We start from the raw sequence: 19,507 nt of genomic DNA, 5'->3' as shown, positions 1-19,507 counted from the left end.
GCCGATGGAATTCTTCGAAAGCGCATTCTGGACCGGGTTCCTTTGGCCGCTGATCATCATGGTCGCGCAGAGCGTCCTGGTGCTCGTCGTCCTGCTGGTCGCGATCGCCTACATCCTGCTCGCCGACCGCAAGATCTGGGCGGCGGTGCAGATCCGCCGCGGCCCGAACGTGGTCGGCCCGTGGGGGCTGCTGCAGTCCTTCGCCGACCTGCTCAAGTTCGTGCTGAAGGAGCCGATCATCCCGGCCGGCGCCAACAAGGGTGTGTTTCTCCTTGCCCCCTTGGTCTCGTGCGTGCTCGCGCTCGCGGCTTGGGCGGTGATCCCGACCAATCTCGGCTGGGTGATCTCCGACATCAATGTCGGCATCCTCTTCATCTTCGCGATCTCGTCGCTATCGATCTACGGCATCATCATGGCCGGCTGGTCGTCGAACTCGAAGTACCCGTTCCTGGCGGCGCTGCGCTCGGCGGCGCAGATGGTGTCGTATGAAGTCTCGATCGGCTTCGTCATCATCACGGTGCTGCTCTGCGCCGGCACGCTGAACCTGTCGGCGGTGGTCGAGGCCCAGCACGCGCGCGGCCTTGCCAGCCTGATCGGGCTGCCGCAGCTCACCATCCTGAACTGGTATGTGTGGCCGCTGTTCCCGATGTTCGTGATCTTCTACGTCTCGGCGCTGGCGGAAACCAACCGTCCGCCGTTCGACCTCGTCGAAGCGGAATCCGAGCTCGTCGCCGGCTTCATGGTCGAGTACGGCTCGACGCCGTACCTGCTGTTCATGCTCGGCGAGTACGTCGCGATCGTCACGATGTGCGCGATGGCCACGATCCTGTTCCTCGGAGGCTGGCTGCCGCCGGTGGACCTGCCGCCCTTCAACTGGGTGCCGGGGATCATCTGGTTCTCGCTCAAAGTGTTCTTCATGTTCTTCCTGTTCGCGATGGCAAAGGCGATCGTGCCGCGCTACCGCTACGACCAATTGATGCGCCTCGGCTGGAAGGTGTTCCTGCCGCTGTCGCTGGCGATGGTGATCGTGGTGGCCGGCGTGCTGCATTTCGCCGGCATCGCGCCGAAGTGAGGCCGTCATGGGTATCAATGTCAACGCCACTGCACGTTCGCTCCTGCTGTCGGAATTCGTCTCGGCGTTCTTCCTCGCCATGCGCTATTTCTTCCAGCCGAAGCCCACGCTGAACTATCCCTTCGAGAAGGGCCCGATCTCGCCGCGCTTCCGCGGCGAGCATGCGCTGCGCCGCTATCCGAACGGCGAAGAGCGCTGCATCGCCTGCAAGCTGTGCGAAGCGATTTGCCCGGCGCAGGCCATCACCATCGAGGCCGGCCCGCGCCGCAACGACGGCACCCGCCGCACCGTGCGCTACGACATCGACATGGTGAAGTGCATCTATTGCGGCCTCTGCCAGGAGGCCTGCCCGGTCGACGCCATCGTCGAAGGTCCGAACTTCGAGTTCGCGACCGAGACCCGCGAGGAACTGTTCTATGACAAGGCCAAGCTGCTCGCCAATGGCGACCGCTGGGAACGCGAGATCGCGAAAGCGATCGAGCTCGACGCGCCGTACCGGTGAGATGAGAGCATGATCCTTCCCGCGCTGTTCTTCTATCTCTTCGCCGGCATCTGCGTCGCCTCGGCGGTGATGGTGATTGTCTCGCGCAATCCCGTGCACTCCGTGCTGTACCTGATCCTGGCCTTCGTCAACGCCTCCGGCCTGTTCGTGCTGATGGGCGCCGAATTCCTGGCGATGATCCTGATCGTCGTCTATGTCGGCGCCGTCGCGGTGCTGTTCCTGTTCGTGATCATGATGCTCGACGTCGACTTCGTCGAGCTGCGCGAGGGCTTCATTCAGTATCTGCCGGTTGGTCTCGTGATTGGCGGCATCTTCCTGTTCGAGCTGCTGCTGACCGTCGGCGCCTGGATCATCAACCCGACCGTGAGCAAGACGATCACGGCGCCGATCCCGACCAACGTCTCGAACACCGAGGCGCTCGGGCTCGTGCTCTATACGAAGTACATCCACTACTTCCAGCTCTCGGGCATGGTGCTGCTGGTCGCCATGATCGGCGCCATCGTGCTGACGCTGCGCCACAAGGCGAGCGTGAAGCGGCAGGACATCAACGTTCAGAACGCACGCACGCCTGAGATGGCGATGGCGATGCGCAAGGTGGCGCCGGGGCAGGGGCTCTCGGATGCCGACGCGGCGGAGTGGGTGAAATGACGATCGGGCTCGGACATTATCTGGCGGTCGGCGCGATCCTGTTCACGCTCGGGATCCTCGGCATCTTCCTGAACCGCAAGAACATCATCGTCATCCTGATGTCGATCGAGCTGATCCTGCTCTCGGTCAATATCAACCTCGTGGCGTTCTCGACCTTCCTCGGCGACATCGTCGGCCAGGTCTTCGCGTTGCTGGTGCTGACGGTTGCGGCTGCGGAAGCCGCGATCGGTCTCGCCATCCTGGTGGTCTATTTCCGCAACCGCGGCTCGATCGCGGTTGAGGACGTCAATCTGATGAAGGGCTGAGCTCGGTCATGGTTCAGGCAATTGTCTTTCTGCCTCTGCTGGGCGCCATTCTGGCCGGCCTGATCGCGCTCGTCGGCGCACATGGCCGCAACCCCTCGGGCGACGAGGTCGAGCATCACGGCGATCACGGCCACGGCGACGCTCACGCGTCGGCGGCCCATGACGACCATGGCCACGACGATCACGCGCATGACGATCACGGCCACGGTCCGGTCGAGCCGGCAGCGGCCGGCTCGCGCGGCGCCGAGCTGATCACGACCGGGTTGCTGTTCGTGGCAGCGGCGCTGTCCTGGATGACGCTGGTCGATGTCGGCTTCATGCATCACGACGCTCGCATCCAGCTGCTGCCCTTTATCTTCTCCGGCGACCTCCAGGTCTGGTGGACGCTGCGGGTCGACACGCTCACCGCCGTCATGCTCGTGGTGGTCACGACCGTGTCCTCGCTCGTGCACCTCTATTCCATCGGCTATATGGACGAGGATCCGTACCGGCCGCGCTTCTTCGGCTATCTCTCGCTGTTCACCTTCGCCATGCTGATGCTGGTGACCGCGGACAACCTCGTCCAGCTGTTCTTCGGCTGGGAAGGCGTGGGTCTGGCGAGCTATCTGCTGATCGGCTTCTGGTACCAGAAGCCGTCGGCGAATGCGGCGGCGATCAAGGCCTTCGTGGTCAACCGCGTCGGCGATTTCGGCTTCGCGCTCGGCATCTTCGCGATCTTCATGCTGGCCGGCTCGACCGACTTCGAGACCATCTTCCATGCCGCGCCCGGCCTCACCGGCAAGACCATCAACTTCCTCGGCTGGCACGCTGACGCGCTGACCCTGACCTGCCTCCTGCTGTTCATGGGCGCGATGGGCAAGTCGGCGCAGTTCCTGCTGCACACCTGGTTGCCGGACGCGATGGAAGGCCCGACGCCGGTCTCCGCGCTGATCCACGCCGCGACCATGGTCACCGCCGGCGTCTTCATGGTGGCGCGCCTGTCGCCGCTGTTCGAACTCGCGCCGAACGCGCAGGCCGTCGTGATGTTCTTCGGCGCCACCACCGCGTTCTTCGCCGCGACCATCGGCCTCGTCCAGAACGACATCAAGCGCATCGTCGCCTACTCGACCTGTTCGCAACTCGGCTACATGTTCGTGGCGATGGGAGCAGGGGCCTATTCGGTCGGCATGTTCCACCTGTTCACGCATGCCTTCTTCAAGGCGCTGCTGTTCTTGGGCTCCGGCTCGGTGATCTACGCGATGCACCACGAGCAGGACATCCGCAACATGGGCGGCCTCTGGAAGAAGATCCCCTACACCTATGCGGTGATGGTGGTCGGCACGCTCGCGCTCACCGGATTCCCGCTTACCGCCGGCTACTTCTCCAAGGACGCGATCATCGAGTCCGCCTATGCCTCGCACAATCCGTTCGCGATGTACGGCTTCCTGATGACGGTCGTCGCCGCCGGCCTGACCTCGTTCTACTCCTGGCGCCTGATCTTCAAGACCTTCCACGGTGAGCCGCACGACGAGCACCATTACGAAGCCGCGCATGAGGCTCCGCTCTGGATCCTGATCCCGATCGGCGTGCTCGCGGTTGGCTCCTTCGTCGCGGGTCTGCCGTTCAAGGAGCTGTTCGCCGGTCACGGCGTCGAGGAGTTCTTCCGCGAGTCCGTGAAGATGAACCCGCACATCATCGAGGAGATGCACCACATCCCCGAGACCATCGCCTTCCTGCCGACGGTGATGATGGTGCTGGGCTTCCTCGTCTCGTACCTGTTCTACATCCGCCGGCCCTACATCCCCGTTCGGCTCGCCGCAGAGCATCCGATGCTGTACCAGTTCCTGCTCAACAAATGGTACTTCGACGAGCTCTACGACCTCATCTTCGTCCGTCCGGCGAAGTGGATCGGCTATCAGCTCTGGAAGAAGGGCGACGGCTTCATCATCGACGGCTTCGGCCCCGACGGTGTCTCGGCCCGCGTGCTGGACGTCACCCGCAACGTCGTGAAGATCCAGACCGGCTATCTCTATCACTACGCATTCGCCATGCTGATCGGCGCCGCCGGCCTGATCACCTGGTTCATGTTCGGCTTTGGAGGCCAGTAAATGACAACCTGGCCCATCCTATCGGTCACGACCTTCCTGCCGCTGGTCGGCGCGCTGATCGTCTATCTCAGCCGCGGCGATGACGAGGCGGCCCGGCGCAACGCGCGCTGGATCGCGCTGTGGACCACGCTGATCACCTTCGCGGTGTCGGTAATCCTGGTGATGCGCTTCGACCCGTCGAGCGCAGACTTCCAGTTCGTCGAGAAGGCGAACTGGCTCGCCACCGGCATCACCTACCACATGGGCGTCGACGGCATCTCGCTGCCGCTGGTGATCCTGACCACCGCGATCATGCCGTTCTGCATCATCGCGAGCTGGAAGGCGATCACGAGCCGCGTCCGCGAATACATGATGGCGTTCCTGATCCTGGAAACGCTGATGGTCGGCACCTTCTCGGCGCTCGATCTCGTGCTGTTCTACCTGTTCTTCGAAGGCGGCCTGATCCCGATGTTCCTGATCATCGGCGTCTGGGGCGGTCCGCGCCGGGTCTACGCGTCGTTCAAGTTCTTTCTCTACACGCTGCTCGGCTCGGTGCTGATGCTGCTCGCCATCATGGCGCTGTACTGGAACGGCGGCACCACCGACATCCCGATCCTCATGCACACCGCCGTGCCGCGGTCGTTGCAGACCTGGGCGTGGCTCGCCTTCTTCGCCTCGTTCGCGGTGAAGATGCCGATGTGGCCGGTGCACACCTGGCTGCCCGACGCGCACGTCGAGGCGCCGACCGCGGGCTCGGTGGTTCTCGCCGCGATCCTCCTGAAGATGGGTGGCTACGGCTTCCTGCGCTTCTCGCTGCCGATGTTCCCGCTGGCCTCGCACGACTTCGCGCCGCTGGTCTTCACGCTCTCCGCCATCGCGATCATCTACACCTCGCTGGTCGCCCTGATGCAGGAGGACATGAAGAAGCTGATTGCGTACTCGTCAGTGGCGCATATGGGCTTCGTCACCATGGGCATCTTCGCCGGCACCATGCAGGGCGTCGCCGGCGGCGTGTTCCAGATGATCTCGCACGGCATCGTCTCCGGCGCGCTGTTCCTCTGCGTCGGCATCGTCTACGACCGCATGCACACCCGCGAGATCGCGGCCTATGGCGGCCTCGTCAACCGGATGCCGCTCTACGCGCTGACCTTCATGGTCTTCACCATGGCCAATGTCGGTCTGCCGGGAACGAGCGGCTTCGTCGGCGAGTTCATGACGCTGCTCGGCACCTTCAAGGTCTCGATCCCGACCGCGTTCTTCGCCACCTTCGGCGTGATCCTTTCGGCGGGCTATGCGCTGTGGCTCTACCGCAAGGTCGTGTTCGGGGCGCTGGTCAAGCCGTCGCTGATGAGCATGAAGGATCTCACCTTGCGCGAGTGCGTGACGCTGTTCCCGCTGATCGCGCTGACGATCCTGTTCGGCGTCTATCCGAAGCCGGTGCTCGACATGTCGGCCGCCTCGGTCCAGCAACTCGTCAACAACTACAACACCGCTGTGACGGCCGTGAAGGCCGCCGCACTGCTCCAGTGATCGGGCAGGTCAGGATATCGCCATGAGCTTTGAGACTGCAGGTTATCAACTGGCGCCGGTGCTGCCCGAGATCGTGCTCGCGGTCGGCGCGATGGCGCTTCTGATGCTGGGAGCCTATCGCGGGCAGGAGACGACCAAGGCGGTGACCTCGCTGGCGGTCCTGCTCCTGGTCGTGGTCGGCGTGCTCGAATACATGGTGCCTGCGGGTAAGCAGGTGACCTTCGGCGGCAGCTTCATCGTCGACGATTTCGCCCGCTTCATGAAGATCCTGGCCCTGATCGGCTCGGCGGTGACGCTGGTGCTGTCGACCGAGTTCCTCTCCGATCCGTCGCGCCGGATCTTCGAATACGCGATCCTGGTGCTGCTCTCGACGCTCGGCATGATGGTGCTGATCTCGGCCGGCGACCTGATCTCGCTCTATCTCGGCCTCGAGCTGATGTCGCTCGCGCTCTACGTCGTGGCGGCCTCGAACCGCGACAACGCCAAGTCGACCGAAGCCGGCCTGAAGTACTTCGTGCTCGGCGCGCTGTCGTCGGGCATGCTGCTGTACGGCTCCTCGCTGGTCTACGGCTTCACCGGCACGGTGAGCTTCGCCGGCATTGCGGCAGCCGCGACGGTGTCGAACGTCGGTCTGGTGTTCGGCCTGGTCTTCCTGCTCGCCGGCCTCTGCTTCAAGGTCTCGGCCGTGCCGTTCCACATGTGGACGCCTGACGTCTACGAGGGCGCGCCCACCCCGGTGACGGCCTTCTTCGCCTCGGCGCCGAAGGTGGCCGCGCTCGCCGTCTTCACCCGCGTCACGCTGACCGCATTCCCGGGCATCGTCTCGCAGTGGCAGCAGATCCTGGTGTTCGTGGCGATCGCCTCGATGGCGCTGGGCTCCTTCGCCGCGATCGGCCAGAGCAACATCAAGCGCCTGATGGCGTATTCCTCGATCGGCCACATGGGCTTTGCGCTGGTCGGCCTTGCCTCCGGCACGGTCGAGGGCGCGCAGGGCGTCCTGATGTACATCGTGATCTATGTCGCGATGACGCTTGGCTCGTTCTCGGTCATCCTCGCCATGAAGCGCAACGGCCAGCCGGTCGAGCAGATCAGGGATTTCGCGGGTCTCTCGCGGACCAACCCGCTGCTCGCCTTCATGTTCGCGATGCTGCTGTTCTCGCTCGCGGGCATCCCGCCGCTCGCCGGCTTCTTCGCCAAATGGTACGTCTTCGTCGCCGCCATCAAGGCGAACCTGTTCACGCTCGCCGTGGTCGGCGTGCTCTCCAGCGTCGTGGGCGCCTACTACTACCTCGCCATCGTCAAGACGATGTATTTCGACGAGCCGGCCGGCCAGGTCGATCCGATGCGCGTCGAGGTGAAGACGGTGCTGGCGGTTGCGGGCCTGTTCACCATCCTGTTCGCGCTGTTCGCAGGTCCCGTGGTGAGCGTCGCCTCCGCGGCGGCCAAGTCGCTGTTCTAGGATGGGATTCGCGCTCGGTCCTCGCGCACAGTCGGCGGGCTACAAGCTCGCCGCCTTCGAACGGACCGGCTCGACCAATACCGAGGCGATCGAGCACGCGAGGCGCGGCGAACGCGGCCCGATGTGGTTCGTCACGATAGAGCAGACCGCCGGCCGCGGCCGGCGTCAGCGCGCCTGGATCGCGCCAAAGGGCAATCTCGCAGCCAGCGTTCTCGAGATCCTGGACATAGCGCCTGCGGTCGCCGCCACAATCGGTTTTGCGGCGGGGCTGGCCGAGGAGGCCGCCCTGGAGAAGGTCAGCCTGGAGGCCGCGCTGCGCCTCGGCGAGGGCCGGCCCCGCTATGCCCTGAAATGGCCGAACGACGTGCTCGCCGGCGGCAAGAAGCTGGTCGGCATCGGCCTCGAGGCCGAAGCCATCGGCGACCGCCTGGCCGTGGTCGTCGGCATGGGCACCAACGTCGTAGCGGCGCCCGAGGGCACGCCGACGCCCGCGGTGTCGCTGGCCGCCCTCGGCGTCCAGATCAGCGCGGAGGAGCTGTTCTCGGCGCTGTCAGACGCCTGGGTGGAATTCCGCGGCATCTGGGACAATGGCCGCGGCTTTGCCGAGATCCGCAAGCTGTGGCTGGAGCGCGCCGCCGGCCTCGGCGAGCGGGTCGCGATCAACACGGGAACGATGACGCTGGAAGGCATTTTCGACACTATCGACGACACCGGCTGCCTGATCGTCCGCACCGCGGAGGGCCGGCGCGTGCCGGTTGCGGCCGGCGAGGTGTTCTTTGGTCCTGTCGCCTCCGTGGGAGCTGCGTGATGGCGAAGCCTGACGAACTGGTCTTTGCGCCGCTCGGCGGCGTCGGCGAGATCGGCATGAACCTGTCGATCTACGGCCTCGGCAACCGCCAGCAGCGCGCCTGGCTCGCGGTCGATCTCGGCGTCTCCTTCGGCGACGAGGAGCATCTGCCGGGCATCGACCTGATCATGCCCGACATCAGCTTCCTGGAGAAGGAACGCAAGAACCTGATGGGCCTGGTGCTCACCCACGCCCATGAGGACCATTTCGGCGCCATCATCGACCTCTGGCCGACGCTGAAATGCCCGATCTATGCCACGCAGTTCAGCGCGGCGCTGTTCGAGGCCAAATGCGCCGCCGAGCGCAATGCGCCGAAGATCCCGGTGACGGTGGTGCCGTCAGGCGGGCGCGTCGATATCGGCCCGTTCAACGTCGAGTTCATTCCCGTCGCGCATTCGATTCCGGAAGCGCACGCGCTGGCGATCCACACCGCGGCCGGCATCGTGCTGCACACCGGCGACTGGAAGATCGACCCGACCCCGACGCTGGGGCAGCCGACCGACGAGAAGCGGCTGCGCGAACTCGGCGAGGAGGGCGTGCTCGCCCTGATCGGCGATTCCACCAACGCCGTGCGTGACGGCCGCTCGCCGTCCGAGGCCGAGGTCGCGCGGACCATCATCGATCTGGTGAAGGCCGCCAAGGGCCGCGTCGCGGTGACGACCTTCGCTTCCAACGTCGCCCGCATCAAGGCCGTCGCCGACGCCGCGAAAGCCGCCGACCGCGAGGTCGTCGTGGTCGGCCGCGCCATGGAGCGCGTCGTGCAGGTCGCACGCGAGACCGGTTATCTCGACTTTGTGCAGAATTTCCGCTCGCCCGAGGTCTACGGCCATCTTCCGCAGGACAAGGTGCTGGCGCTGTGCACCGGCAGCCAGGGCGAGCCGCGCGCGGCGCTGGCGCGCATCGCCAATGACGACCATCCCGAGATCACGCTCAACCGCGGCGACAGCGTGATCTTCTCCTCGCGCACCATTCCGGGCAATGAGAAGGCCGTCGGCTCGATCATCAACAATCTGGTACTTCAGGGCGTCGAAATCATCACCGACCGCGACCATCTGGTCCACGTCTCCGGTCATCCCCGCCGCGACGAGCTGCGCGACCTGATCTCCTGGGTGAAGCCGCAGCTCCTGATCCCCGTTCATGGCGAGGCCCTGCACCTCAACGAGCACGCCAAGCTCGCCCGCGCCGCCGGCGTGCCGCGCGTCCTGGTCGTTCGCAATGGCGACCTGATCAAGCTCGGCCCGGGCGATCCCGGCATCATCGGCGAAGTGCCCTCCGGCCGTCTCTACAAGGACGGCACGATTTTGGAGGACTCCAAATCCCGCGCCGTGGTCGAGCGCCGCCGCATGGCCTACTCAGGCTGCGCCTTCGTCGCGGTTGCGATGACGGAGCAGGGCGAGCTTGCCGACGATCCCGAGGTCGATCTGGTCGGCATCCCCGAGAAGAACAGGGCCGGCGAGCCCTTCGACGACCTCGTCTTCGACGCCGTGGTCTCCACCATCGAGGGCCTGCCGAAAGCGCGCCGCCGCGATCCGGATGCACTGGGCGAGTCGGTGCGACGCGCTGTCCGTGCCGTGATCAACGAACATTGGGGTAAAAAGCCCCCCTGTCTGGTACATGTGCTGACAGTGTAAGGGGAGAGAAACATGCTGGGCCGGCTCAACCACGTCGCGATCGCGACCAAGGACGCCGTCAAGGCCGCAAAGATCTACGGTGCGGCGTTTGGGGCTGAAATTTCTGATGCCGTGGCGCTGCCCGAGCATGGCGTCACCACCGTGTTCGCGACGCTGCCCAACACCAAGATCGAGTTCATCGAGCCGCTCGGCGAGGCCTCGCCGATCGCAAAGTTCCTCGAGCGCAATGCCGACGGCGGCATCCACCATGTCTGCTACGAGGTCGTCGACATCATCGCCTCGCGCGACACGCTGGTGAAGGAGGGCGCCCGGGTGCTCGGCGACGGCGTGCCGAAGATCGGCGCCCACGGCAAGCCGGTACTGTTCCTGCATCCGAAGGATTTTTCCGGCGCGCTGGTCGAAATCGAGCAGGCGTAAGGCCCGGCCATGGCGATCCAGATATCGACCGCGATCGCGATCTACTTCGTCATCTGGTGGATCGCGCTGTTCCTGACGCTGCCGTTCGGCGTGCGCAGCCAGCATGAGGACGGCGTGGGCGCGCCCGGCACTGATCCCGGCGCGCCGATCCTGACGCGGATGGGACGCAAGCTGATCTGGACCACGATCATCTCGGCGATCATCTACGGCCTCGGCCTCGCCGCCTACCACGCCGGCTATCTCTCGATCGAGCGCCTGTCGAAGATGATGGGAATGCCTTTTTAGGTCGATCTTCGTGGGGCCCATCCTTCGAGACGCCCGCCTTCGGCGGGCTCCTCAGGATGAGGACAGAGCGCGCGGCAGCAGTTTTAACGGGCACCGTTGTCCGTTAGCCTCATCCTGAGGAGACCGCGAAGCGGTCGTCTCGAAGGACGAGGCGCTTGCTTCATCTCATCACGTGCTTACGATTTGCGCTTGCTTCATTGTTTTTGGGGGGACGAATGACTTTTCAGAGGATCGTGATCGCGCTTCTGGTGCTGATCGTCGCCGGTCTCGGCGCCATCGGCTATTTCGAGTGGAAGATGGCGGTGCAGGTGCGAACGCTGAAGGCGTTCGTCGAGGGCTACGTCTTCAACGAGGCCGTCGCGGCCTGCGAGCAGGCCAAGAGCTCGACGCCGTTCAAATGGAACGGCGGCAAGAGCACTTCTGTGATCGGGCTCAACTCGGTCAAGCTGGACAAATACACCGTCAGCGCCAGCTACACGCTGGTGGCGGATCTCGTTTATTGTGATTACGATCCCATCAAAAGAAAGGCCGAGATCGGCTCGAGCTTCCTGGAGCGGGAGTAACGATCCGGCCATGCCAAGCATGGGATGGGATCGTCATGTCGCAGCAGGCGGGGGACTACCGGATTCTGCATGAGGGCGCCTTGCGGGATCATCTCGCAGGCATTCCTGACCTTCTGGCGCTGCTCGGCGGCGAGCCGGCCGCCTGGGAGATCACCGAGGTCGGCGACGGCAATCTGAACCTCGTCTTCATCGTCAAGGGCGCGCGCGGCGGCGTCGCCGTGAAGCAGGCGCTGCCTTACGTCCGCCTCGTCGGCGAGAGCTGGCCGCTGCCGCTGTCGCGGGCGCATTACGAGTATCTGGCATTGTCTCGGCAGGCCCAGCTTGCGCCCGGCCTCGTGCCGGCCCTGCTGCACCACAACGAGACATTGGCGCTGACGGTGATGGAGTTGCTCGAGCCCCACATCATCATGCGCAAAGGGATGGTCGCCGCAACGCAATATCCGCGCTTTGTGGACGACATCACGACCTTCATGGCGCGGACCCTGTTCTTCACCTCCGACCTCGCGCTCTCCGCCGCCGAGAAAAAGGAGGGCATCGCCGCCTTCGCCGGCAACCATGCGCTCTGCAAGATCACCGAGGATCTGATCTTCACCGATCCCTACCGCATCGCCGAACAGAACCGCTGGACCGCGCCGTATCTCGACGGTTTGGCCGTAGCCTTGCGCGAGGACATGGAGCTGCACGTCGCCATCTCCCGGCTGAAGCTGAAATTCATGGCAAGCCCGGAGGCGCTGCTCCACGGCGATCTCCACACCGGCTCGATCATGGTCACCGACAGCCAGACGCGGGTGATCGACCCCGAATTCGCGTTCTACGGCCCGATGGGGTTCGACGTCGGCGCCGTGCTTGCCAACCTGTTGATGGCCTATTTCGCTTCCGCCGGCCACGAGCGCACGCCGGGCGGGCGGCAGGCGTTCGAGGGCTGGGTGCTGGAGGCGGTTGACAAGGTCTGGAGCGAGTTCGCCCGAAAATTCCTCGACCTCTGGCGCGCCGGCGCGGCGGGGGATGCCTATCCGGTCTCGCTCTTCGCCGGCGACAAGGGCGCCCTGCGCCTCGAGGCAGAGCGGCAAGCCTATATGCAGCGCTTGTTCACCGACACCGTCGGCTTCGCCGCCGCCAAGACCATCCGCCGCATCTTCGGTCTCGCCCACAATATCGACTTCGAGCTGATCGAGGACCCGAAGAAGCGCGCGATCAGCGAAGCCCGCGCCGTACGGCTCGCGCGGGCGATGATGGTGGAGGCGGCGGCGTTTCGGACGATCGCCGACGTCACAGGCGCCGCGCGAAAACTGCGGGACTGGATGCCGGAATTGTCAGGCTAACAGAGCCTCATGATGAGGAGCGCGCCTCCGCGCTCCGTCATTGCGAGGAGCTCTTGCGACGAAGCAATCCAGTCTGTCTCTGCGGCGACAGTCTGGATTGCTTCGCTGCGCTCGCAATGACGAGGAGAGAGATCGTCGTGAGGCTTCATCAATACAGCCGCATCGGAAGCGGCGCGCCATCCGGGCCGACCAGCAGACCCCAGGTCTCGTTGGCCGCGATCTCGAGCTCCCGCCTCTCGGCCGCGCCGCCCCCGACCTTGAGGGTGACCCTGTACTTGCCCGGCGGCAAGTCGATCTTCTGCCTATCAGGTAACTCGCCTGCGACGTGGTCCGAGTAGGCCAGCTTTTCGCCGGCGTGCGCCGGCAGGTTGATGGTCAGTTCGTCGACGGTGATATCGGCCGCATCATCCGTCTGATTGCCGAGCAACAGTCGCGATTGCCCCGGCTTCGGCAGGAGGCCGGCCGTCGCCACCATCCGCTTGCGCAGCGAAAGGTCGGCGATTGTCTTGTTGTCCTGACGGGTGAGCCGGAGCGACGCTGGTCCGTCGGCCGTGGTGAAGCCGATCACGGCCCGATCGGGCTCGACTGCCGCACCGTCAATCTCGGTCCAGCCACGGTCGTCGAGTGCGGCGCGATAGAAGCCGAGCACGTCCCTGAGATCGCGCGGCGTCTCGACGTGGGCGGACCGGATGAAGGGCGAGTTCTTGGCGGTCATCAGGCTCCACCCGTCGGGGAGCGGCAAACCCTCGTCGACGGACATTTTGCCTTCGAAAGTCCGGCTTGTGGCCCGTGCCAGCACCGCAACGGCATCGCACAGCAGGCGCTCGCCGAGAGTGTCTGCGGAGCAACGGTCTCTGACCGCCCACCAGGTTTGGTCGACATAGGTCGTTCCTGAAGTGCGTTGCCAGCCGAGACGGATGCTGTCCGCGGAGCTGATCCGGGCAGGGTCCGGCGTCACGGGGATCGCCATCGCAGCCGTCGCGACGAGCAGACTGCCGGCGAGCAGGGCACATAGCGTTCGGCGCTGCATTTTTTACGCGATCCTTGGCGCTCAGATAACGATCCTGAGCTTGGTCGCGCCGATCACGAAAAATGTTCACTGTTCCCTGTCGCTCGATGACGCACCGCGTCAATCGATGGCTTGCATCGTTTGGGGATGCAACCTGGCGCCGGAGGTCCTCATCGAAGGCCGGCTTCCGGAACCGACATTGGTCTCCATCAAAAACGAAGCTTGCTTTCGACAGGCGACGAATGATCAAATCTCTTGTCGGAATACGCCTGCGTTGTTGGGGGACACATGATGTTCAGGATGATTGCGATCGTTGCGGGTTTGGGACTTGCGCTCGCCGCCACGGCGGAGGCCCAGACCCCGCGCAAGGGCGGAACCATCCGCATGACCGCGCCCTATGGCTCGAGTTTCACCAGCCTGGACATTCACACCACGCAGCGCGCCCAGGACGAGATCTACGCCAAGGCCCTGCATCGCTCGCTCTACATCTGGAATTCGGCGGAGGGTAAGCCGGTTCTGGAGCTTGCCAAGGAGGACGTCGTTTCGGGCGGAGGCCTCGTTCACACCTTCAAGCTGCGCGACGATGCCTATTTCCACAACGGCCGCAAGATGACGGCCGACGACGTCATCTGGTCCTACAACCGCATTATGGACGGCACCAAGGCCTATCCCGGCGCGCGCTTTGTCCGCGTGATCGAGGGCGCGGCCGCGGTCGAGAAAGGCCAGGCCAAGGAGATCTCCGGGCTGAAGAAGATCGACGATTTCACCGTCGAGATGAAGCTGACCGAGAAGGTCGATCCGGGCTTCTACTTCTTCACTGCGCTGACCTCGATTTATCCCGCCGACGAGGCCGCCAAGGAAAGCTTCATCCAGAAGCCAATCGGTCTCGGGCCATTCAAATTCGTCGAGCACGTGCCGGGATCGCGCATCGTGCTGGAGCGCTGGGACAGGTTCTACAAGCCGGGCAAGCCCTACGCCGACAAGGTCATCGTGTCGATCATGGCCGAGGCCGCAGCACGCGATGTCGCCTTCCGTAACAAGGAAATCGACACATCGGTGCTCGGCCCTGCGCAATATGTCGCCTATCAGTCCGACGCCGGCCTCAAGGGCACCATCGTCGAAGTCGCCGAGGTCTTCACGCGCTACATGGGGATGAATCCCTCGTTCAAGCCGTTCACCGACAAGCGCGTCCGGCAGGCGATCAACTACGCGATCGATACCGATCTGATCATCAGCAAGCTGGTCAAGGGCAAGGCCTATCGCGCCACCAGCTGGCTGCCGCTGACCTCGCCGGCCTACGACAAGGCCATGAAGCCGTACCCTTACGATCCGGCCAAGGCCAAGCAACTGCTTAGCGAGGCCGGCTATCCCCAAGGCTTCGAGTTCGAATGGACCACCAGCCAGAATGAAAGCTGGGGCCTGCCGATCGTCTCGGCCGTCATCCCGATGCTGGACAAGGTCGGCATCAAGGCCAAGGTCAAGCAGGTCGAGACCGCGGTGCTGGCGGAGGTGGTGCGCAGCGGCGACTACCAGGCCTTCATCTATTCCCAGGCGACCGGCCCGGATCCCCAGGCCGCGCTCAAATGCTTCCACTCGTCGACGCCGCAGCCGGCCTGCAACTACATGAACTACAAGAATCCCGACTTCGACAAGCTGATCGATGCGGCAGGGCAGGCCGACGACGCCGCCAAGCGCACCGAGCTGCTGCAAAAGGCCAATGCGCTGCTCTATGAGGAGGCGCCGGTCTGGTTCTTCAACTACAACAAGGCGGTCATGGCCGTGCAGCCGTGGCTCAAGGGCGTTCAGCTGAACGCGACCGAGCTGACCCATCAGAACGTCGAAGACCTCTGGGTCGAAGAGACCTCGCCCGCGAAGTGACATGCGCTCTCGCGCTCCCTCCATCGCGACCTGCGATGGAGGGAGAGAGGAAAAGTGCCGATGCTCTCGTTCCTGTTCCGTCGCCTGCTGCAGACCATCCCGACCGTGCTCGCCGTCGTGCTGCTGGTGTTCGTGCTGTTCAGCGTCGTTCCCGGCAGCATCGTCTCCTCCATGAGCGACGACAGCGATCCGCAGGTCGAGCTGCGCATGAAGAAGCAGCTCGGCCTCGACGATCCCGTCTATGTGCGTTTCGGCGCGTACATCGCCAAGCTCGTCACAGGTGATTTCGGAACGTCGTTCCGGACCCGCGAGCCCGTCACGACCATGATCGCCAAACGGGCTTGGCCGACGCTGCAGCTCATCTTCGCAGCCATGGCATTCGCCATCGTGATCGGCGTGCCGCTTGGCTTCATCGCAGCGCTGCGACCCGGCGGCATCGTCGACACGCTCGCAATGGTGGTGGCGGTGTCGGGCCTTTCGATTGCCAAATTCTGGCTTGGCCTCGTGCTGATGTATCTGTTTGCCTTGAAGCTCGGCTGGCTGCCGAGCTTCGGTTATGGCGATGGCGGACTGAAATATCTGCTCCTGCCGGCCGTGACACTCGGCGTCTCGCCGATGGCGCTATTTGCCCGCACGACGCGCGCCGCCGTCCTCGAGATCATGACGGCTGACTTCGTCCGCACTGCGCGCTCCAAGGGCATGAGCGAGACCCGGGTCGTGAAGTGGCACGTGATGCGCAACGCGCTCGTCATCATTCTCACCACCGTCGGCCTGCAGTTCGGCGGGCTGATGGGGCAGGCGGTCGTGGTCGAGAAACTGTTCTCCTGGCCGGGGATCGGCTCGCTGCTCGTCGACAGCGTCCTGCAACGCGACATTCCCGCCGTCCAGGGCTCCATTCTCGTCGTGGTGCTGGCCTTTCTCGCGATCAATCTGCTGATCGACGTGCTCTACGGCGTGATCGATCCCAGGATCAGATACGCATGAAGCTCCGCGCCAATCTCATCATCGGTGGCGCGCTGTTCGCGCTCGCGATCCTGGTCGGTCTGCTCGCTCCCTGGCTGGCGCATACCGATCCCGTCCTTGACGCCAACCTCATGAACGCGGAGGAGCCGCCGAGCTGGACCTGGTGGTTCGGCACCGACGACCAGGGCCGCGACATCTATTCCCGCGTCGTCTATGGCGCGCGCGTCTCGCTGACCGTCGGCATCGTCTCGCAGCTCATCAACAGCGTCATCGGCGTGGCACTGGGCCTGAGCGCCGGCTATTGGGGCGGCTGGTGGGACGATGTCGTCAACGGCCTGACCAATCTGATGCTTGCGATCCCCTCGCTGATCTTCGCGCTGGCCATCATGGCGGTGCTCGGCCCCGGCCTGACCAGCCTCTTGATCGCCCTCGGCCTGACCAACTGGTCCTTCACGTGCCGGATCGCGCGGGCCTCGGCGCTGTCGCTGAGGAGCCAGGGCTATGTGCAGGCGGCGACCGTGCTCGGCTACGGCGATCTCAGGATCATGATCACGCAGCTCCTGCCGAACATGCTCGGTCCCATCGTCGTCATCGGCACGCTCGGCATGGGCAGCGCGGTCCTCTCTGAAGCCGCATTGTCGTTCCTCGGCCTCGGCGTCCGCCCGCCCTTTCCGAGCTGGGGCAGCATGCTGTCGGACGCCCGCGAGCAGATCACGACGGCGCCGTGGCTCTCGGTGTTTCCGGGCCTTGCCATTTTCCTGACGGTGCTCGGCCTCAATCTGCTCGGCGATGGCCTGCGCGACATTCTCGATCCGCAATCGCGGAGCCGGCGGACATGACCGGCACGCCGCTGATCGAAGTCGAGGATCTGCGCATCGATCTCGATGACGGGGCGAGACGCGTTGCGGCGGCCGAGGGCATTTCGTTCCGCATCGATCGCGGCGAGACCTTCGGCCTTGTCGGCGAATCCGGCTGCGGCAAGAGCATCACGGCGCTCGCCCTGATCGGCCTGTTGCGGCCGCCCTTGTCGATCGGCGGCGGCGTCATCCGGTTCGAGGGACGGGAGATCCAGCACCTTTCCGCCGCCCGGCAGCGGGAGCTGCGCGGCAACCGCATCGCCATGATCTTCCAGGAGCCGATGACGGCGCTGAACCCGGTCTCGCCCGTGGGCCGTCAGATCGCCGAGATGTTCGTGCTGCACAAGGGCAAGAGCTGGCGGGAGGCCAACCGGCTGGCGGTCGAGGCCTTGGCGAGCGTTCGTGTCCCTGCGCCGGAGCGGCGCGTGAACGATTATCCGCACCAGCTGTCCGGCGGCATGCGCCAGCGCGTCATGATCGCCATTGCGCTGGCCTGCGGTCCGGACCTCCTGATCGCGGACGAGCCGACCACGGCGCTCGACGTCACGGTGCAGGCCGAGATCATCGAGCTGATGCGGAATTTGTGTGCCGAGCGGGGGACGGCGATCCTGATGATCTCCCACGATCTTGGCCTCGTCGCCAATGTCTGCCGCCGCGTGGCCGTCATGTATGCCGGCCGCATCGTCGAGGAGCGCGGCTCGGCCGATATTTTCCGCACCCCCTCGCACCCCTATACGCAAGGGCTGGTCGCCTCGCTGCCGCGGCTCGGCGGCCGCGCCGCGCTGGGCCGCGTCAGGCTCAAGGAGATCGCGGGCGTCGTCCCGGCGATCACGCATTTCCCTGATGGCTGCCGGTTCAATCCGCGCTGCGCGCAGGCGACCGAGATCTGCCGGACAGTCGTGCCGGAGACGGATTTGCTGGGGGCAGGCGGCCTGGTGAGGTGTCATCACCATGCATGAGCCACTGGGGGGAGCGGACGATCTCATCCTCAGCGTCGAGGATCTGGCGGTTCATTTTCCGATGGGCGGCGGCCTGCTGGGCCGCGGCCGGCGGGTGCTCCGTGCCGTCGATGGTGTCGATCTCAAGCTGAAGCGCGGCGAATGCCTCGGCCTCGTCGGCGAGTCCGGCTCGGGCAAGTCGACGGTCGCCTTGTCGATCCTTGGCCTGCTGACGCCGACGCGCGGCCGCATCGTGCTGGACGGGCAGGTCGTGACCAACAGGCAATCCGGCGACCGGAAGTCGCTGGCCCGCACCGTGCAGATCGTGTTCCAGGATCCCTACGCCTCGCTCAATCCGCGCCAGACCGTTCGCCGCACGCTGGAAGATCCGCTGCGTGTGCATGGCGTCACCGCCACGAGCGAGATCGAGGACCGCGTCGCCACGATGCTGCGGCATGTCGGCCTGCGGCCCGAGCAGTCGGGCCGCTACCCCCATGAATTCTCCGGCGGCCAGCGCCAGCGCATCGGTATTGCACGCGCGCTGATCCTCAATCCAAAGATCGTCATCTGCGACGAGCCGGTCTCGGCGCTCGACGTCTCGATCCGCGCCCAGATCATCAATCTGCTGCTGGAATTGAAGGACACGCTCGGTCTCTCCTACATCATGATCAGCCACGACCTCGGCGTCGTCGAGCACATGAGCGACCGCGTCGCCGTCATGTATCTCGGCCGCATCGTGGAGAACGGCGACTGGCGCGAGATCTTCGAACGGCCGGCGCACCCCTATACGCAGGCCCTGATCGCCGCGATCCCTGATCCGCTGCGCCATGCACCGCTGGCGACGACAGGCGGCGATCTTCCCAACCCGCTCAATCCCCCGAATGGATGCGCGTTCAGCCCGCGCTGTCGTTATGCCGAGGACGTGTGTCGGAGCGAGCCCGGTCCGTCGCTTGAAATGCGTCCCGACGGCCACGCGGTAAGGTGTTGGCGAGCTGACGAGATTGCGGGGCGGGCGGCGTTGGCCTTGACCGGAGGGCATCCCTAGGATCGAGGGCGACCGTGCCCGCTAGTCATTTCCGGTCTGCCCCGACAGGCGAACGATTCTGGAGCCCGCCCATGGAACAATCGCGTGGGCTTGATCCCAGGGGCGGCCCAATCAACGTACCGCCCCATTTTCATATGTGCTACCTAGTTGGGTAGCGAAACGGTAGCAGG

At 64.7% G+C, this 19,507-nt stretch carries 19 protein-coding genes; 18 read left to right on the top strand and 1 reads right to left on the bottom strand.

The genetic code is table 11. From position 1 onward, the window contains the following. The first annotated feature begins 4 nt into the window (after positions 1–4). The 13 genes from nuoH (at position 5) to mtnK (ending at position 12,647) form a co-directional block, all read left to right on the top strand. A complete protein-coding gene (gene nuoH / locus NLM25_RS25460; protein WP_254120045.1) occupies positions 5–1,072 on the top strand; it encodes an NADH-quinone oxidoreductase subunit NuoH in 1,068 nt (355 codons plus the stop codon). A gap of 7 nt (positions 1,073–1,079) precedes the next feature. Beyond that, positions 1,080–1,574, top strand: coding sequence for an NADH-quinone oxidoreductase subunit NuoI (gene nuoI, locus NLM25_RS25455; protein WP_014494864.1), 495 nt, complete (start codon positions 1,080–1,082; stop codon positions 1,572–1,574). A gap of 9 nt (positions 1,575–1,583) precedes the next feature. Next, a complete protein-coding gene (locus tag NLM25_RS25450) occupies positions 1,584–2,222 on the top strand; it encodes an NADH-quinone oxidoreductase subunit J (RefSeq protein ID WP_254120044.1) in 639 nt (212 codons plus the stop codon). Next, the gene (gene nuoK, locus NLM25_RS25445) at positions 2,219–2,527 is read left to right on the top strand and encodes an NADH-quinone oxidoreductase subunit NuoK (RefSeq protein WP_008547737.1); all 309 of its coding nucleotides are present in this window, start codon (positions 2,219–2,221) and stop codon (positions 2,525–2,527) included. The genes NLM25_RS25450 and nuoK overlap by 4 nt, the downstream gene beginning before the upstream one ends. A gap of 8 nt (positions 2,528–2,535) precedes the next feature. Beyond that, positions 2,536–4,614 carry an NADH-quinone oxidoreductase subunit L gene (gene nuoL, locus NLM25_RS25440; protein WP_254138825.1) on the top strand — a complete coding sequence of 693 codons (2,079 nt, stop codon included), beginning with the start codon at positions 2,536–2,538 and terminating at the stop codon, positions 4,612–4,614. Beyond that, positions 4,615–6,123, top strand: coding sequence for an NADH-quinone oxidoreductase subunit M (locus NLM25_RS25435; RefSeq protein WP_254138824.1), 1,509 nt, complete (start codon positions 4,615–4,617; stop codon positions 6,121–6,123). A gap of 22 nt (positions 6,124–6,145) precedes the next feature. Further along, a complete protein-coding gene (nuoN, locus tag NLM25_RS25430; protein ID WP_254120041.1) occupies positions 6,146–7,582 on the top strand; it encodes an NADH-quinone oxidoreductase subunit NuoN in 1,437 nt (478 codons plus the stop codon). A 1-nt stretch (position 7,583) separates the two neighbouring features. Next, on the top strand, positions 7,584–8,390 hold the full coding sequence (locus tag NLM25_RS25425) for a biotin--[acetyl-CoA-carboxylase] ligase (RefSeq protein ID WP_254138823.1): 807 nt from the start codon (positions 7,584–7,586) through the stop codon (positions 8,388–8,390). After that, positions 8,390–10,060: a ribonuclease J gene (locus tag NLM25_RS25420; protein WP_254138822.1), complete on the top strand. Its 1,671-nt coding sequence runs from the start codon at positions 8,390–8,392 to the stop codon at positions 10,058–10,060. The genes NLM25_RS25425 and NLM25_RS25420 overlap by 1 nt, the downstream gene beginning before the upstream one ends. A gap of 12 nt (positions 10,061–10,072) precedes the next feature. Then, a complete protein-coding gene (gene mce, locus NLM25_RS25415; protein WP_254138821.1) occupies positions 10,073–10,477 on the top strand; it encodes a methylmalonyl-CoA epimerase in 405 nt (134 codons plus the stop codon). Between the two features lie 9 nt (positions 10,478–10,486). Next, entirely contained in the window at positions 10,487–10,762 is a 276-nt protein-coding gene (locus tag NLM25_RS25410) for a DUF1467 family protein (RefSeq protein WP_254120037.1), read from the top strand. Between the two features lie 215 nt (positions 10,763–10,977). After that, positions 10,978–11,325, top strand: coding sequence for a hypothetical protein (locus NLM25_RS25405; protein WP_254120036.1), 348 nt, complete (start codon positions 10,978–10,980; stop codon positions 11,323–11,325). A gap of 35 nt (positions 11,326–11,360) precedes the next feature. Continuing rightward, entirely contained in the window at positions 11,361–12,647 is a 1,287-nt protein-coding gene (gene mtnK / locus NLM25_RS25400) for an S-methyl-5-thioribose kinase (protein ID WP_254138820.1), read from the top strand. Between the two features lie 148 nt (positions 12,648–12,795). Here the strand turns inward: mtnK and NLM25_RS25395 are convergent, their stop codons facing one another. Next, positions 12,796–13,617 (bottom strand): hypothetical protein, encoded by an 822-nt coding sequence (locus NLM25_RS25395; RefSeq protein ID WP_254138819.1) that lies wholly within the window; start codon positions 13,615–13,617, stop codon positions 12,796–12,798. A gap of 327 nt (positions 13,618–13,944) precedes the next feature. On the opposite strand from NLM25_RS25395, the gene NLM25_RS25390 reads away from it, so the two are divergent. From NLM25_RS25390 to NLM25_RS25370, 5 genes are read left to right on the top strand one after another with little or no spacing between them, the layout of a single operon-like run. Further along, positions 13,945–15,534, top strand: a complete 1,590-nt coding sequence (locus NLM25_RS25390; RefSeq protein WP_375167844.1) for an ABC transporter substrate-binding protein — start codon at positions 13,945–13,947, stop codon at positions 15,532–15,534. A gap of 60 nt (positions 15,535–15,594) precedes the next feature. Continuing rightward, entirely contained in the window at positions 15,595–16,518 is a 924-nt protein-coding gene (locus NLM25_RS25385) for an ABC transporter permease (protein ID WP_254141263.1), read from the top strand. Next, positions 16,515–17,336 carry an ABC transporter permease gene (locus NLM25_RS25380; RefSeq protein WP_254120032.1) on the top strand — a complete coding sequence of 274 codons (822 nt, stop codon included), beginning with the start codon at positions 16,515–16,517 and terminating at the stop codon, positions 17,334–17,336. The genes NLM25_RS25385 and NLM25_RS25380 overlap by 4 nt, the downstream gene beginning before the upstream one ends. Beyond that, a complete protein-coding gene (locus tag NLM25_RS25375; RefSeq protein WP_254138818.1) occupies positions 17,333–18,313 on the top strand; it encodes an ABC transporter ATP-binding protein in 981 nt (326 codons plus the stop codon). The genes NLM25_RS25380 and NLM25_RS25375 overlap by 4 nt, the downstream gene beginning before the upstream one ends. Continuing rightward, complete coding sequence (locus NLM25_RS25370) at positions 18,306–19,337, top strand: ABC transporter ATP-binding protein (RefSeq protein ID WP_254138817.1); 1,032 nt, start codon at positions 18,306–18,308, stop codon at positions 19,335–19,337. Before NLM25_RS25375 ends, NLM25_RS25370 begins: the two co-directional genes overlap by 8 nt. The last annotated feature ends 170 nt before the right edge of the window (positions 19,338–19,507 follow it).

This window comes from Bradyrhizobium sp. CCGB01 (assembly GCF_024199795.1).
Classification (GTDB): Bacteria; Pseudomonadota; Alphaproteobacteria; order Rhizobiales; family Xanthobacteraceae; genus Bradyrhizobium.
Note: the sequence above shows the minus strand (reverse complement) of the source record. Positions and strands in the feature narration are given on the sequence as shown.